This is a genomic window from Treponema zioleckii, from assembly GCF_014737315.1.
In the GTDB taxonomy this organism is placed as follows: Bacteria; Spirochaetota; Spirochaetia; order Treponematales; family Treponemataceae; genus Treponema_D; species Treponema_D zioleckii.
Genome location: NZ_JPUF01000002.1, coordinates 93,772 through 108,637, shown reverse-complemented (window position 1 = coordinate 108,637; position 14,866 = coordinate 93,772). Strand labels below are relative to the sequence as shown.

At 42.2% G+C, this 14,866-nt stretch carries 14 protein-coding genes; 6 read left to right on the top strand and 8 right to left on the bottom strand.

What is annotated here, in order from left to right:
• The first annotated feature begins 76 nt into the window (after positions 1-76).
• Positions 77-1,666 carry an ATP-binding protein gene (locus JI65_RS01295; RefSeq protein WP_242457119.1) on the top strand — a complete coding sequence of 530 codons (1,590 nt, stop codon included), beginning with the start codon at positions 77-79 and terminating at the stop codon, positions 1,664-1,666.
• Between the two features lie 181 nt (positions 1,667-1,847).
• Here the strand turns inward: JI65_RS01295 and JI65_RS01290 are convergent, their stop codons facing one another.
• From JI65_RS01290 to JI65_RS01280, 3 genes are read right to left on the bottom strand one after another with little or no spacing between them, the layout of a single operon-like run.
• On the bottom strand, positions 1,848-2,543 hold the full coding sequence (locus tag JI65_RS01290; protein WP_191013554.1) for a GNA1162 family protein: 696 nt from the start codon (positions 2,541-2,543) through the stop codon (positions 1,848-1,850).
• The gene (locus tag JI65_RS01285; protein WP_191013553.1) at positions 2,543-2,899 is read right to left on the bottom strand and encodes a DUF4810 domain-containing protein; all 357 of its coding nucleotides are present in this window, start codon (positions 2,897-2,899) and stop codon (positions 2,543-2,545) included. The genes JI65_RS01290 and JI65_RS01285 overlap by 1 nt, the downstream gene beginning before the upstream one ends.
• A gap of 15 nt (positions 2,900-2,914) precedes the next feature.
• Positions 2,915-3,823 (bottom strand): CsgG/HfaB family protein, encoded by a 909-nt coding sequence (locus JI65_RS01280; RefSeq protein WP_191013552.1) that lies wholly within the window; start codon positions 3,821-3,823, stop codon positions 2,915-2,917.
• A gap of 308 nt (positions 3,824-4,131) precedes the next feature.
• Here JI65_RS01280 and JI65_RS01275 point away from each other — a divergent pair, with 308 nt between their 5' ends.
• Positions 4,132-4,602 carry a GNAT family N-acetyltransferase gene (locus tag JI65_RS01275; protein ID WP_191013551.1) on the top strand — a complete coding sequence of 157 codons (471 nt, stop codon included), beginning with the start codon at positions 4,132-4,134 and terminating at the stop codon, positions 4,600-4,602.
• A gap of 116 nt (positions 4,603-4,718) precedes the next feature.
• Here the strand turns inward: JI65_RS01275 and JI65_RS01270 are convergent, their stop codons facing one another.
• The 3 genes from JI65_RS01270 to miaB all read right to left on the bottom strand — a co-directional run bounded on the left by JI65_RS01270 (position 4,719) and on the right by miaB (position 8,925).
• Positions 4,719-5,927 (bottom strand): hypothetical protein, encoded by a 1,209-nt coding sequence (locus JI65_RS01270; RefSeq protein ID WP_191013550.1) that lies wholly within the window; start codon positions 5,925-5,927, stop codon positions 4,719-4,721.
• 104 nt (positions 5,928-6,031) lie between these two features.
• Complete coding sequence (locus JI65_RS01265; protein WP_191013549.1) at positions 6,032-7,399, bottom strand: MATE family efflux transporter; 1,368 nt, start codon at positions 7,397-7,399, stop codon at positions 6,032-6,034.
• A gap of 128 nt (positions 7,400-7,527) precedes the next feature.
• Positions 7,528-8,925: a tRNA (N6-isopentenyl adenosine(37)-C2)-methylthiotransferase MiaB gene (miaB, locus tag JI65_RS01260; protein ID WP_191013548.1), complete on the bottom strand. Its 1,398-nt coding sequence runs from the start codon at positions 8,923-8,925 to the stop codon at positions 7,528-7,530.
• Positions 8,926-9,048: 123 nt separating this feature from the next.
• Here miaB and folD point away from each other — a divergent pair, with 123 nt between their 5' ends.
• From folD to JI65_RS17725, 4 genes are all read left to right on the top strand, one after another.
• Complete coding sequence (folD, locus tag JI65_RS01255) at positions 9,049-9,927, top strand: bifunctional methylenetetrahydrofolate dehydrogenase/methenyltetrahydrofolate cyclohydrolase FolD (RefSeq protein WP_191013547.1); 879 nt, start codon at positions 9,049-9,051, stop codon at positions 9,925-9,927.
• 75 nt (positions 9,928-10,002) lie between these two features.
• On the top strand, positions 10,003-10,662 hold the full coding sequence (locus tag JI65_RS01250; RefSeq protein ID WP_191013546.1) for a hypothetical protein: 660 nt from the start codon (positions 10,003-10,005) through the stop codon (positions 10,660-10,662).
• Between the two features lie 96 nt (positions 10,663-10,758).
• Complete coding sequence (locus JI65_RS17255; protein WP_242457118.1) at positions 10,759-11,115, top strand: hypothetical protein; 357 nt, start codon at positions 10,759-10,761, stop codon at positions 11,113-11,115.
• Between the two features lie 221 nt (positions 11,116-11,336).
• Entirely contained in the window at positions 11,337-11,564 is a 228-nt protein-coding gene (locus JI65_RS17725) for a M15 family metallopeptidase (protein ID WP_242457117.1), read from the top strand.
• A 263-nt stretch (positions 11,565-11,827) separates the two neighbouring features.
• Here JI65_RS17725 and purA read toward each other — a convergent pair whose 3' ends face one another.
• Both purA and JI65_RS01235 read right to left on the bottom strand, forming a co-directional pair.
• On the bottom strand, positions 11,828-13,060 hold the full coding sequence (gene purA, locus JI65_RS01240) for an adenylosuccinate synthase (protein WP_191013545.1): 1,233 nt from the start codon (positions 13,058-13,060) through the stop codon (positions 11,828-11,830).
• A gap of 108 nt (positions 13,061-13,168) precedes the next feature.
• Positions 13,169-14,785, bottom strand: a complete 1,617-nt coding sequence (locus tag JI65_RS01235) for an OmpA family protein (protein WP_191013544.1) — start codon at positions 14,783-14,785, stop codon at positions 13,169-13,171.
• Positions 14,786-14,866 lie beyond the last annotated feature (81 nt).

Genomic DNA, 14,866 nt, shown 5'->3' with positions numbered 1-14,866 from the left:
ATCTGTCAAGACCGATAATACCTCACTGCAATTACTACAAATCTGTGCTATACTTGCTCGTATGGAAGAGCGATTTTTGCCGGTTGGCATTCAGGATTTTGAGGATTTGCGCAGACGAGGTTTTCTTTATGTTGACAAGACCGCCCTGGTGTATAAACTTGCCCGTGAGGGGAAACCATATTTTTTGAGCCGACCGCGCCGATTCGGAAAGAGCCTTTTGCTTTCCACGATGGAATATTATTTTCTCGGAAAGAAAGAACTTTTTGAAGGACTTGAAATAGAAAAGCTCGAAAAAGATTGGATTGAGTATCCTGTCATAAAAATCAGTTTCGGAGCGGATAATTACCCAGATTTAGCTTGCCTGAAATCGCAGGAGAATTTGATTCTCTCAGACTATGAAAAAAAATATGACATTGAAGTTTCAGATTCCCGTGCGGCACCAAGACTAAAAAATCTCATAAAAACCGCTTGCGAAAAAACAGGCAAACAGGTCGTAATTCTCATCGACGAATACGACAAGCCGATTCTTGACGCGCTCTACACTGAATACGAGGAGCAGAACCGGCAGGAACTACGCGCATTCTACAGCCCGCTCAAAGACTGCGACAAATACATCCGCTTTTTGTTCATCACTGGAATCACGAAGATAAGCCATATGAACATTTTCAGCGGGCTGAATCAGCTTGACGACATTAGCCTTGCAAAAGATTATTCTTCAATCTGCGGTATTTCAGAAAGCGAGCTTGTCGAGAATTTTACGCCAGAAATAGAGGCACTTGCAAAAGAGCAGGAAATGTCCGTGCAAGAAACGAAAGAAAAACTCGCGCAAATGTACGACGGCTATCATTTTGCGCATGATGTTGAAGGCGTTTACAATCCTTTCTGCCTTTTGAAATGCTTCAAATACAGAGAATTCGCCTCGTATTGGTTTGAGAGCGGCACGCCTTCTTTTCTTGTGAAAACTTTACAAAATCAGCCATTTGAACTTGAAAATTTCGTAAACGGGCGGATTGCCACTGAAAATCAGTTCAAAAACTATGACCCTGACAGCAAAAATATGCTTCCTGTCATTTATCAGAGCGGTTATCTGACAATAAAAGATTTTGAAAAAGAAACGCGATTCTTCACTTTGGATTTTCCGAATGAAGAAATCCGTGAAGGTTTCCTCGATGTTCTTCTTAAAAAATTCATCACGGTTCCGTATGACGAAATCGGTCTTGAAATAAACAATCTCAAAATCGCTTTGAGGAACAACAATGTTGACAAAGCTCTTTCAATCATAAAATCCGCAATCGCAGACCTTCCCACAATCGTTAAGAAAGACATGTGCGAGAATTACTATGAGTCTGTCACGCACCTGATGTTCAGAATGACAGGCTATCGTGTTTTGTCGGAATTGCAGTCCGTGGCGGGCAGGAGCGATGTGGTCGTCGCGACAAACAAAAGTATTTTCATCTTCGAGCTGAAAATGGACAAGGGAAAAGCTACGGCTGGCGACGAAGAGAAAAATTCCGCAGAACTTAAAAAAATCCTTGACGACGCACTCGTCCAGATTGACGCGAACGGATATTCGGAGCGGTTTACAGTGAGCGGAAAAACGATGCACAAAATAGGCGTTGCGTTCTCAAGCAACGGCAAAGGAATTTTGGGGTGGAAGATAAAATAGCAGTTCTAAAAAATCTTTAGGAATCTTTTGCGTCCCGTCGATTTTGCCACCCAAAATAGTTACTGTTCGGATTGTTGTCACTAACATAAAATTAAAGGCACACTAAAGAGCCAGAATCAATCTGATTTTCTTCAGCGTGCCTTAAAATCGTTTTGATTAAATCTCAATCAGAACCGAAAAATTATTTTGAAGCTCTAATTGTAATTTTATCGGCCATAGCAGAAGTTTCACCGTCAGTGCCGTATTTTGAAGAATATTTTCCGGCCGGCAAATCCTGCAATCCGCTTTTGTTGCACATTACAGCTACAGAAACATAATCAGTTACAGCAGTTTTTACGGCATCAGAAGTCAAATTAATGAGCGTTCCAACGAGACCGAATCCGCTGAGTCTGGTATTTGAAGAAGTATCGCAGATAATCTTTGCGTCACGGTGGTAAAGAGTTTCATTTGTCTTTGTTGACTTGAACGTATATTCAACTTCTACAGTAACCGAAGAACCTACAAGACTTTTGTCCCATGATTTGATTGTGGTAAAAACACATACGTCAGCACCAAAAAGCTCATTGAATTTTTTAAGGCTTCCGTCAATGAATCGTTCAGAATTATATGCACCTTCTCTCTGCATTACAGAATAGCAAGCAGCTGGAGGAAGAACATAATATCCAGATTCAGCAACCGGAACATTCATTGTAGTATAGAAAAAATCCTTTGCCTCAACATAATTTGTTTTGTTAATCGGTGGCATAATGAGCATTACAACCGGTTTTTCATCATACATTCCAGGGAACTGAGTGGCCTTTTTTAATGTTGTACATGATGTAAAAAGAGAAGTTACAAACAAAGCTCCAATGAGCATGGAAATAATTGACTTTTTCATTATTTAGCCCTCTTCAAGATTGATTTTACAAAAACTTCTGATTCCGGATAGAGTTCAAGTTCCTTTTTAAGCATTGCTTTTCCTTCTTCTGCCTTTCCTGCAGTAATAAGAAGGTATCCGTAATCTGCATAGATTCCAGGAGGAACTACACCACGTTCACCTTTTTGCTTTGCAATTATTTTTTCGTAAGTCTTGATGAGGGTATCAAGAGAATCCTTATCATTATTTTTTACATAATGATAGTAATCTTCCTGATAGTCGTACCAGGAATACAATTTTGTGGAATTGCACGATGCAAAAAGACCAAGAAAAGATGCGGCACAAGCTACAGTAAGTGCTTTTGCTGTAATTTTCATTTTTATCTCCTATTTTTAGAATTCAGTGATTATGTAATTAGAAAGTTTTGAGGCATTTACGCTGCCACTTGTCAGATTAACGATTGAATATTCATCTGCGATTGTAGTGCCGCCTGTTGAAACAACTGTAACTTCTGCAACTTTAGTTCCCGGAAGTTCCACAATTGCGCCAGTCTGCGGATTCTTAACTTTCTTTCCCCGTTCGTAAACTGCAAGAACTTTTCCTGCAGAAAGATTCTGTTTTTTTCCGCCTGCAATGACGATAGCGTCGTTGTCATAAGAAAGGAAAACCGACTGCCACGGGCGGTCCATACAAGTTTTTTCGATATTATCCACAAGTTTTTCAATTGCTGCAGAAATTGCCTTGTCAGAAAGCGTTTCATCATATCCCTGAACACCACCAAATCCCAGTGTGGTTGAAGATGAAGTTTCTGCCTGACCTTTTCCTTCTTCAGAATAAATTATCTGTCCGGTAGCAACATCTACAAGGCGAAGGTTTACTCCAGCCTCTACAGTCTGAGTTTTTGAGCGGGTAAAAACGCCAACTTCGCCAGTCGTCTTTCTGCCGAATTCTGTTAAAGAACCGATGATAAGATAATCAGCAGCCATTCCAGACTGTCCAGCCCCCTTTTTTTCAAATTCAGCCTGAATTTTATCAGCCTCAGCCCGCTCCAAAAGAATGAATTTTCCTCTGGCAGCAAGTTTTGCACTAAGAATGTCCTGAGCCTGATTTCCCAACGGATCGTTTTCCTTATCGTAGAAAGCACCCTTTGCATACTCTGTTTCGTTAGAAAAACGTGCAATTGCAACAACGCGCTTTAAGCCTGTATACGGAGCTTCTTTTACTTCAGCATTCAAACTGCCGTCAAGTTTTGAAACAGTTGTATTTGCTGTCGTTCCGCAACTGTAAAAAAGGGTTGCCAAAAAAGAAAAGAAATGATTTTAACAATTGATTTTTTTAATTTCATAGATTCCTCTTTTTTTTATGAAAAGTGCTACAATTGTGGAGAGAAAAAAAAGAAAAATCCATATAAAAATACGACTTTATTTAAATTTTGTTACAAAACGCCTTAAGCCTGAATAAATATATCCAATTTTCTTAGTTTTTATTCGATTTTCTCTTAAAAACAAAACGGAACAACAAGAAGTTCCCGAAAATTGACTAAGAATTATGCGACTGATACTATCAACTTGATTCAGCGGAAAAAGGTTTCAACAAAAAAGGAGGCATTATGCAAAACATTCGTAAGGCAGAGGAACTGGATATTCCGAAGGTGCTGGCACTTTTGGAGCAGGTGAACAGGATTCATCACGAGGGGCGACCTGATTTATTCAATCTGGCGACAAAGTATTCGGACGAAGATTTGAAGGGAATTTTTTCGGACGAAAAAACGCCGGTCTTTATTTTTGAGGAAGACTGCAACGTGCTGGGATATATTTTCTGCGTCTTAAAAGAGACCAAGGGCGACCGACTGCTTGCAGACATAAAAACTCTTTACATCGACGATTTGTGCGTTGACGCCTCCGCGCGCGGAAAACATGTCGGTCAAAAACTTTACGAACACGTTCTTTTCTACGCAAAGTCGATTGGTTGCTACAACGTGACTCTAAACGTGTGGTCTCTAAATCCGGCGGCACAGGCCTTCTACGAAAAAATGGGCATGAAGCCACAGAAAATCTGCATGGAAAAGATTTTAGGATAGGTGCGAGTTTATATAGAACGCATTATCACTCAACAAAAAGCCCGATTCCAGCATAATTCAGAATCGGGCTTTTTTATCCAAATAAATTTTTAAAATTCACTTGGCAAAATCAGAAGTTATTTTCTTGAATAATTGAGTCTTGATCCGTCATTCATGTAAATTACATCGTCGTTTTCAGAATACTTGTAAACCAATTCTTCTTTGGAGTCAGTTGTAATTTTGAGTGTGCTCAATGAATTTTTTGCATCGTTCTTTTCAAACTTGTAAGTCCATGTCAAATTTGACTTATCTTTTCCGCTTCTTTTTTCAATGTCGAGCGATTTGTCATCTTTGAATGTGAGTTTTACGTTTGATTTGCTTTCTGCAATGTAACCTGCAAAATTCTGTCCGATGAGCGGGTTAGATTTTACGGCTTTTGTATAAGCATCAGCAGTCACTGCCGGGAATTCTGTCTTCAACTCAGAGCCGTCCCATTTAACTTCTGTCTGAACAAGTTTGTTTCCGGCTTTGTCAAAAGTGAATTTCTCAACATCATTTCCATCAATGAAAAGAACCGTGTTGTTTACGACTGCATATTTTACTTCGCCCTGTTTTCGACCACGGTAATCGTATCGAATAGCATTTTCGCCATTCAACAGCATGTAGTAAACTTTTGAGTCTTCAACCTGCGCACCGCCTTTGTTTGTAAAATATTTGTCTTTAAGGTCGCCTGCAGAGAATGTTGATTTTTCAAGTGACTTTTTGGAATCTTTTTCGTATGCCAAAGGATCTTTGATTTTTGATTTGAGGGATTTTGTTACGCCGTCAAAAACAAAAGACGTTCTTCCAGCCGAAACAGTTCCGTTTTTTACGAGATATTTTACGTAATCTGTAGATTTTATTTTTTTGTCTTTTTTTGCTTCTGTGTAAAAATGAACAGCGATTCCTGATTCATCAAAATACCAGTAATCTTCGGAATTTGTGTTATTTGTAAAGAAGTTGCCTTCAAGCTCTTTTTTGAGCTCATCTTTTGGCAATGAGGCATACGCTTCGATTGAACCAGATTCAGTTTCAAGAACATTGTCTTTTTTGTTAAAAATTACAGTTTTAAGAGCGCCTGTGTAATATTTGATTGTAATTTCATTTCCTTTTGAGGAATACGAAGCTTCTGTAGAACTGTCAAGAATTGCAGAACCGTGCTCAAAAGAAATCGTGTCGCCTCCGTTGTTAGAAACGAATGCTTTTCCATCAAAAGCACCAGATGCAGACTTTCCGCCGCAGCTGATTAACATTCCGCAAGTCATAACGCCGAGAAGCGCAATTGAAAGTTTGTTACTTTTTTTCATTTTTTCTTAAAATCTCCACTTTTTATTATAATATGAAAAAAATTATAATTTTTTTTATTGATTTTCAACAGTTTTGAATAAAAAAAATGGAGATATTTGAGATATTAACGCCACTTCGGAGAATTCGTTCGTCGCACGGCGGGGTGCCTTAAAAGAACGAAGAGAAGCTGCGCGCACATGACGCACCAGATAAGCGGTTCACAGAGGATTATGCCCCAGGTTCCGAGTGCAGGCACTATGAATTTCGTAAAGGCAATTTTTCCGCAAAGCTCGATTACGCTTGAAATCAACGGAAGAACTTTGCTTCCAAGTCCCTGAAGGCAGTTCCGCGAAATTACAAGGCTTCCGAGCACGATAAAAAACGGTATGCAGAAAAAAAGATATTTTGTTCCGTATTCAAGAAGTATTTCATCATCTGAACCGGAAATGAACGACAAAAGCGGATGGACTGCAAATTTCATCAGTAAAACCAAAAATAAAGCCCAGGCGGAAGACATAAAAATTGAAAGGAAAATTCCCCTGCGGATTCGTTCGAGTTTTCCGGCACCGAGATTCTGCGAAACAAATGTTGAAGACGCCGTTCCCAAAGCAATCAGCGGAATGCAGAGAATTGAAAAAATCTTTCTTGAAGCAAGGTGCCCCGCAATGACTTTTGTTCCAAACGTATTGATTGCAGACTGCAAAATAACAGTTCCAGAACTCACAAGTGCACTCATCAGTGCCATTGAAATTCCCTGACCGAAAAGCTCTCGAACCATTTTAGGTTCCATTTTAAAATGCCTTGCAGACGGAATCAGGATTCTGGCTTTTCCTGCAATGAAAAACAGGCAGAGCAAAGCCGAAATTCCCTGAGCCACAACAGTGGCGACCGCCGCCCCGCGGATTCCCATTCCGAATTTCGTAATGAAAAGCACATCAAGAAAAATATTCAGCACGGAAGAAATTATAAGGAAAATGAGCGGTGAAAAAGAGTCACCGGTGGCACGAAGCATTCCAGAAAGAAAATTGAACGCAAAAAGCACCACTGCAAACATCGTAATCGTATTGATGTAGGAAAAAGCCTCGTTAATTATGTTTGAAGGCGTTTTTAAAAGTCCGAGCGCCGGCAGGAGCGAAACTCTGGAGATGAATGTAATCAAAACCGTAACTCCGGCCGTAAGAATAATTGAAGATGCCACGACTTTTTTAAGGGAGTCCCTGTTTCCTGAACCGTATGCCCGCGCCGCAACAATCGAAAGTCCGTTGCTGAATCCGTTTCCGAATCCGACCAGGAGCTCGAACAACGGCGCGCTGGCTCCGATTGCCGCAAGAGAATCTTCCGCAAGATAATGTCCGACGATTATCGTATCAACTGCATTGTAAAGATGCTGAAAAACAAGCGAAATGATGATTGGGAGGGCAAAGCTCAGCAATGAAGGAAGAATCTGACCGCCAGTTAAATCAGGATGAAGGAACGCCTTTAAATTTTTCATGGAAACACCTCCGTCATTGCGAGACACAGACAAGCAAGCGGGTGAAAGATTGCCGTGTCAAGCACGGCAATGACACAACACGGCAAGGTTGCAGTGCATCAAGCACACGCCGCACAATGACAGGTTTACTAAACTAATTCACCGCGGAACGTGTTTCCGCTCAGACCTGTGAGCTTAACTTTTACGAACGAACCGATGAGTTTTTTGTCGGCTTTAAATGCCACTCGTTCATTCTGTTCAGTTTTGCCCAAAAGCTCGCTTTCGTCGTGACGGCTCACAATGTCCACAAGAACGTCGATTGTTTCGCCTACCCGCTTCTGCATTACTTCCGTCGTGTGAGTGAGCTGCAAATCAATCACCTTCTGCAAGCGGGCCTTTTTTACTTCAAGGTCAATCTGGTCCGGGAATTTTGCGGCTGGAGTGCCCTCGCGAGGATTAAAGTAATACATGAACGCACTTTCAAATTTTACTTCATTCATCATCGTAAGGATTTCTTCAAACTGCTCTTCCGTTTCTCCAGGGAATCCAACCATCAAATCGGTGATAAGCTGAACGTCTGGCATTGCGGCGCGGAGTTTTTTTGTAAGCTCAATAAATTCGTCACGCGTATTCTTGCGGTTCATGCGCTTAAGGATTTCGGTGCTTCCGTGCTGGGCCGCAATGTGGAATCCGTGGCAGACGTGGTTGTCGTGAGCCGCAACTTCAATGAGTTCGTCCGAAAAATCGTTCGGGTTTGAAGACTCAAATCGAATCCACTTAATAGAAGAATTTGTCTTGTCAATGTGCTCGCTGATTTTTTTGAGCAGCTTCGGAAAATTCAATTCGCTTCCGTCTTCGTCCATGCAACGGTATGCGTTTACGTTCTGGCCGAGCAAAGTGATTTCTTTTACCTTTCTTCCGCTCAAAAAGTCAATTTCTGCCAGAATCTGGTCCAGCGGGCGCGAAACTTCCCGTCCGCGAACGTAAGGCACAATGCAGTACGTGCAGAAGTTATTGCACCCGTGCATAATCGGCACGAAAGTTGAGAAGGCCGCTTCTTCATAGCTTGTCTTTGCAAAAGTATAGGCTTCTTCTTCCTCAATTTTGAACGGCTTTCGTCCTTCTTCAACGGCTTCGATAATCTCGCCAAAACGGTGCTTTCCAAAAGTTCCAACAACGTAGTCGAGAACCGGCCAATCTTTCTGCACAGTCTTTAAAAGTCTCTCCGCCATGCAGCCCATCAAAACAACGGTAAGAGGCACAACACCGTTTTTCTCCACAAAATCTATCGCAAGTTTCATGTCATCAAGACGGGCTTTTGTATTCGGGTCTTTGCTTCTGATTTTCTTTAAGCCTGTAAAATATCCGAGACGACCAAAAATCCTCTTTTCTGCCGAACCACGAACCGAACAAGTATTGATAATAACCATATCGGCAGTTTCAGGATGCTCTGCTTTTTTCCATCCACGGCTAATAAAAAGTTGCTCAACTGCCGCAGACTCTGCGATATTCATTTCGCAGCCATAAGTTTCAAAAAAATACGTCATGGCTTAATACTATACGAAAATATTAGAATCCTCAACCAAGCAGAAAAAATAAGCCTCTCCCCCAAGTCATTGTTTTACGGTAAGATTTAAGAATCTTCCTTATATACAATAACAGAGGTATGTATGAGCGCACAAATCATCGATGGAAAAGCAATCGCACTCGAAGTTCGGGCTGGCGTTGCCGAAAAAGTAAAGGCTCTTAAAGAAAAGGGCGTAAATCCTTGTCTTGCCGTAATCCTTGTTGGCGAAAACCCGGCTTCGGTTTCGTATGTAACAGGAAAGAGAAAAGCTCTCGCAGAAGCCGGCATGGTTGACCGAAGCGAAAATCTTCCAGAAAACACAACGGAGGAAGAACTTCTCGCATTAATCGACAAACTCAACAAAGATGATTCTGTTCACGGAATCCTTGTTCAGCTTCCGCTTCCAAAGCACATTAACGAAGACAAAGTGATAATGGCAATTGCCCCGTCAAAAGACGTGGACGGATTCCATCCGGTGAGCGTCGGAAACATGATGATTGGTCGTCCGGGCTTCTTGCCTTGCACGCCGCACGGAATTATCGTCCTTCTAAAACGCATGGGAATCCAAACCAGCGGAAAGCACGCCGTTGTAATCGGTCGCTCAAACATCGTCGGAAAGCCGGTTTCAATTCTTCTTGCCCGCAAAGAGACAAACTGCACGGTAACAATCTGCCACACAGGAACCAAAGACATTGGTTCGTTCACAAAAAATGCTGATATTATCGTTGTTGCCTCAGGGCATCCGCACACACTTACAAAAGAAATGGTAAAACCTGGAGCAGTCGTAATTGATGTCGGCGTCAACAGAATTCCAGACGCTTCAAAAAAGAGCGGATTCAGACTCATTGGCGACGCTGATTTTGATGACTTAAAAGAAATCGCAAGCTACATTACGCCAGTTCCGGGTGGAGTCGGTCCAATGACAATCGCAATGCTCATTTACAACACACTTGAAGCTGCCGAAAATTCCATTAAAAAATAAAATGACAATTCCCGTTCCGCTGACGCTGAATAAAATTCAAAAAGCCGGAACGGGCTATACTTTTATGGAGACAAAATGAATTTGTTATTGCGTTACGGAAACATTACCGACCCCACAACCGCACGGATTGCGCTTGCAATAGTTGTAATCGGCCTCATTTACCGGCTGATAAAAAAACTTACCAAAAAAGATGAAACAAAAATCGAAGATTTGATGGATGCTGAATTTAAGGAACCGTCAGGCCAGGAAAGTTCATCTTTTGCCGAAGAAGAAAACTCTGAGGAAAGCAACGACACTGATTTTTCGGAAGATTTCTTTATCCGCGCCCAGAAAGGCGAAAAATCCCAGTATTTTCTGAACGTTTCTTCCCAGCAGGATTGCTCCATAATCCGCTCTCTGCTCCACTCAGCACACATTCCGACCATTGCAGACTTTACCAATTTGAATTCACTTTACGGAAGCGCAGCCGGAGTTCAGAACATAGTTTTCAGTTCACGCATTTCAATTCTGCAGGACGATTATGACGAAGCCGTCGAAATTGTGGGCGATTACATAAAACAGAAAATCGATGTTCTTAAACTTGCAGAACCAAAATCAGAAATCGTAAAGACTGCATCGGCTCTCCTTTCTTTATTTCTTGCAAAACCAATGCAAAAATCTCAGGAAATTTTAGGGATTTCGATTTATCCTAAAGTTGACGAAAATAAAAATCAGCAGGGGTTTGAAAATCGTTAAATGAAAAGAGTTTGCATTTCCGTCTTTTTTGTCTTTTTTTTATTCGTCGGATTTTTTTCAAATTTATCCGCAAAGGAACTTCCCAAGGATTTGATTATGTTTGAAAAAAGCTATCCTGACATCACTTTTAAAGAAAACTACGATGACAAACTTGATGACTGGAAACTTGAACTCACAATGGCAAAATGGCTCGGCGGCAAAAAAACAAAGTCCGCAGTTTTTTATTGGGCTGACAGCAGAATGCTTCCCAAAGAGGAACTTGCAAACATCAAAAAATACACGCCGCTTTTATACGAATACAGCAAAACTCTCCGCGACCCAAAATCACTCACAAAAGCAGAGAAAGACGAAATAAAAAATATTCATCAGAAAGCAACCGTCAGGACGGACCTGGCGCGCCTACATTCTTTTTTGACTTCGTTTATTCCGCAGAAACCAAAGAATCTCTTGTAGAGCACACCACGGGAGTATTTTTCTTAAAAAAAGAAACGAGAATCCACGAACGCATAAAAGCCCCGCTCAAGCGAGTTGAAAATAAAATACTCGCCTACGCAAAAAACGATGCCGCAGTTCGAGCGTTCATCTCGAACCTAAAGTCCACGGACGCATATCATTGGAGAATTATCGCCGGCACCAAACGAAAATCCTTCCACAGCTACGGAATTGCAATTGACGTGCTTCCGAAAAAACGCGGCGGAAAAGAAATTTTCTGGAGCTGGACGAAACAAAACGTAGGCGACAAGTGGATTATGACAAAATTGAGCGCAAGATGGATGCCGCCAAAAAAAGTAATTCAGGCATTTGAAAGCGAAGGATTCATCTGGGGCGGAAAGTGGGCAATCTGGGATAACATGCACTTTGAATACCGCCCGGAACTGATTAAGTACAATAACATCAACTAACAATCTGCATCACACAAACGCGGTGATTGAGCGAAGTCGAAACCAAAACCTATTGTCATGCTGAACTCGTTCCATCATCTACATTTAGAGATTCCGAATCAAGTTCAGAATGACAACAAATTACCAGAACGGATTTTAATTTTTCTATTTTGCAGGCCAAAAACGTGTGCCGTTGTCGAGCACGGCAAGGGCTGTAAAAAAAAGACCCCGAATCAAAATGTTCGGGGTGACAATTTACTTGCTATTTTATGTGACAGGATATTTTATTTCTGCCACGGATTCTTTCGGATAAACGTCTCATCACGCTCATATCCTACGGAAATGATTCCTACTTTTGTGTTACAGTAATCTTCAATGAATTCAACGTAGTCACGTGCAGCGGCAGGAAGTTTGTCGTACTCGCGGATTTCTTTGAGTGAAGTTTTCCAGCCCTTGAATTTCTTCAAAACCGGCTTTGCGTTCTCCATGTCCTCAACACCAGCCGGGAAGTCTGTTACGATTTTACCGTTGATGTCGTAAGCCACGCACGCTTCAATCTGTTCCATCGGGTCGTAAATGTCCAGGTGAGTTAGCACGAGGGAATCCAAAGAATTTACTCGGCAAGCGTAACGCAATGCAACCAAGTCAAGATAACCGCAACGGCGGGCACGACCAGTCGTAACGCCATATTCTCGCCCCGTCTCGCGTACAGTACGGCAAAGCTCGCTTTCCGCTTCATCGTCGTCATTGAATTCTGTAGGCATCGGACCGTTTCCTACGCGAGTCTCGTAAGCCTTGAACACTCCAAGAATCTGGTCAAGGTCGTGCGGACCAATTCCACATCCTGTTGCAGCACCGGCAGCACAAGATGCACCCGAAGAAACGTAAGGGTAAGTTCCAGAATCAATGTCGAGCATTGCACCCTGAGCGCCCTCAAAAAGAATATTCTCGTTTCGGTATTCGTACATTTTTGCGGTCAAATCAACACGCATCTCAATCAGTCTGTCTTTGTATTTGTTGAGGTATTCCAAATCCTCGCCTTCAAATTCGTCCATTTTCTGTTTCCAGTCCAAATCTGCAAGGCGAAGACCGTCTCTCTGTGCTTTTTCTGAATAAGTGATTCCGATTCCGCGGCCGGTAGTTCCAATCGGACGTTTGCGAGCCGCATCGCGGTCTTTGTCCATCTGGCGGTATCGTGGAAGAATGATGTGTGCGCGGTCAGAAATAAAAACGCGTCCTTCCCAATCAATTCCGTTGTCTTTGAGCATTTGAAGTTCGTTGAAAAGAGCCTCTGGGTCGATTACCATTCCGGCACCAAGGAAAACTGCTTTGTCTGAATAGAGGATTCCTGACGGAACCTGATGAAGCGCGTACTGTTTTCCGTCAACAACAATCGTGTGACCAGCGTTAGGACCGCCCGCATAGCGAACAACATATTTTGCATTTTCCGCAAGGTAGTCAACGATTTTACCTTTTCCTTCATCTCCCCACTGAGCACCAATAACAACGACTTTCATAAAAAGCTCCTGTTTAAATAATAGGCACTTGTATCATCAAAAGAACAAATGCACAAGATTTTATCATAGATTTTAGCCAAATTCAACGTTCAGATTTTTCTGCAAATTCTATTCAAGAATCGTAATTTCCACGCGACGATTCATCGAACGCCCCGCCGCGGTGTCATTCGGCATTAAAGGCTTTTTGCCGCCCCAACCGCGAACAATAAAACTGTCCGCACTAACGCCACGGTTTACAAGCTCGTTTGCAATTTTTCTGGCCCGCTGCTCCGAAAGAATCTGCTCGCCTAAAGGTTTACCCACCGACGCCGTGTGCCCCTCAATCAAAAATTTGGAATTCGGAGCCATTTTCAAAACTTTCGCAACGTCATCAAGACGGCTTCCTTCCGTGCCCAAAATCAGCTCCGCGCTGTCCGCCTGAAAGTTGATATTCTGAATCCTGAGCCGCAAGCCCGAATCCGTTTCCTCAAAAATCATGTCGTTCTTCGCACTTTCAAGCTGAACCGCAACTCCGGCATCAAACGTATCAAGGGCTTGTTCCCCGGTTTTTCGCGAACGAATCTTTTCTTCAGCCTCCAAAATTTGCTCATCCCGCGTCTTAGACTTTATTTTTTGATTTGATTTTTCAGAAGATTTTTGTTTTTTCTCCCCCGAAGAAAATTCACTTTTAAGCTCGGAAGCATTTTTTTCCTCGGATTTTAACTTACTTTCCCTTTGTGCACCTTGTTTTTCATCAACTTTCGAATTTTTTAATTCACTCACCTGCACAAAAGAATCGGCTTTCCTTTCTTCTTCCTCTGTTTTGGCATTCTTTCCTTCATCAGCATTTTTCTCGCCATGGTTCACAGTGGTTATTGCGCCCACGCTTCCGCCGCCAAGAGCCTTTGCCTTACGCCCAGATTTTTTCTCGCTCGCAATACGGTTAAGTGCAGGAATCAACTTGTCACGGTCAAGTGCCGCCGGAAATTCCGTGAACATCGTTATCGTTCCCTTAAAATTCACCTGCATTCCGTCATCATAAAAAAACGTCTCGTCAACATTATCAAGAATCATAAACGGCTGACCGCTCTTTTTTAAAACGATAATGTCCGCTTTGTGACCGCCAAGAGCCTTTTTTAAATTTTTGTCTCCCGCAAAATCCTGATTCCGCAAATTATAATTCGTTTGCCAAATCGCTTTTATGCGGTAAACCTCTTCGCCCTTAAAAACTTCCTCGCCAACAAGCGTGTACTGAACGAGCACCGGGATTTTCGTAAAAATGCCGCTGTTCATTGGGTCTACAGCACGCTCCGCCTGGCTCGTCCAAGAATCCCCGATTTTAACTGGCTCTGCCGAATACGCAGGAAAACTCCTGAACGACGGAAAACCATGATCTTCGTACATAGTCATTCTTCCGTCCGAACCAATATAGAATATAGAAGAAATTGAATCATGTATTCCCGTGCTGACTACTTTTTGATTTCTAACAGTGTCCTGAGAAACATAAAAATTTCCGTCGAACCACAATTCGCCGCTCTTAGACTCATCATACGAGTCCGCAGGCGAAATGAACGAACGAACCTCACGGCTTGTAAGCCCAACATATTTGCCGTTCTCGTATCGCCGAAGATTCGTCCGCTCCACAAGCGAATATCCGCCCGAACCAGAATATTTGAGCGAAACCTCGCTCCATGCAAAAGCCGCGACAAATCCAAAAAAAATCATATTCAACAGAAATCTTTTCATACGAAATTTATCGGACAATCCCACGAAAAACCTTTTCACTCACGAATCAGATAAATAACCAAATTCGCGTACTTCCGATAA

Excerpts from the sequence above, each read along its gene's own strand:
- JI65_RS17255 (WP_242457118.1), top strand. The coding sequence starts at position 10,759 with ATGTTTGAAAAAAGCTATCCTGACATCACTTTTAAAGAAAACTACGAT.
- purA (WP_191013545.1), bottom strand. The coding sequence starts at position 13,060 with ATGAAAGTCGTTGTTATTGGTGCTCAGTGGGGAGATGAAGGAAAAGGT.
- JI65_RS01270 (WP_191013550.1), bottom strand. The coding sequence starts at position 5,927 with ATGAAAAAAAGTAACAAACTTTCAATTGCGCTTCTCGGCGTTATGACT.
- folD (WP_191013547.1), top strand. The coding sequence starts at position 9,049 with ATGAGCGCACAAATCATCGATGGAAAAGCAATCGCACTCGAAGTTCGG.
- JI65_RS01285 (WP_191013553.1), bottom strand. The coding sequence starts at position 2,899 with ATGAAAATTACAGCAAAAGCACTTACTGTAGCTTGTGCCGCATCTTTT.
- JI65_RS01235 (WP_191013544.1), bottom strand. The coding sequence starts at position 14,785 with ATGAAAAGATTTCTGTTGAATATGATTTTTTTTGGATTTGTCGCGGCT.
- JI65_RS01250 (WP_191013546.1), top strand. The coding sequence starts at position 10,003 with ATGAATTTGTTATTGCGTTACGGAAACATTACCGACCCCACAACCGCA.
- JI65_RS01265 (WP_191013549.1), bottom strand. The coding sequence starts at position 7,399 with ATGAAAAATTTAAAGGCGTTCCTTCATCCTGATTTAACTGGCGGTCAG.
- JI65_RS01275 (WP_191013551.1), top strand. The coding sequence starts at position 4,132 with ATGCAAAACATTCGTAAGGCAGAGGAACTGGATATTCCGAAGGTGCTG.
- JI65_RS01290 (WP_191013554.1), bottom strand. The coding sequence starts at position 2,543 with ATGAAAAAGTCAATTATTTCCATGCTCATTGGAGCTTTGTTTGTAACT.
- miaB (WP_191013548.1), bottom strand. The coding sequence starts at position 8,925 with ATGACGTATTTTTTTGAAACTTATGGCTGCGAAATGAATATCGCAGAG.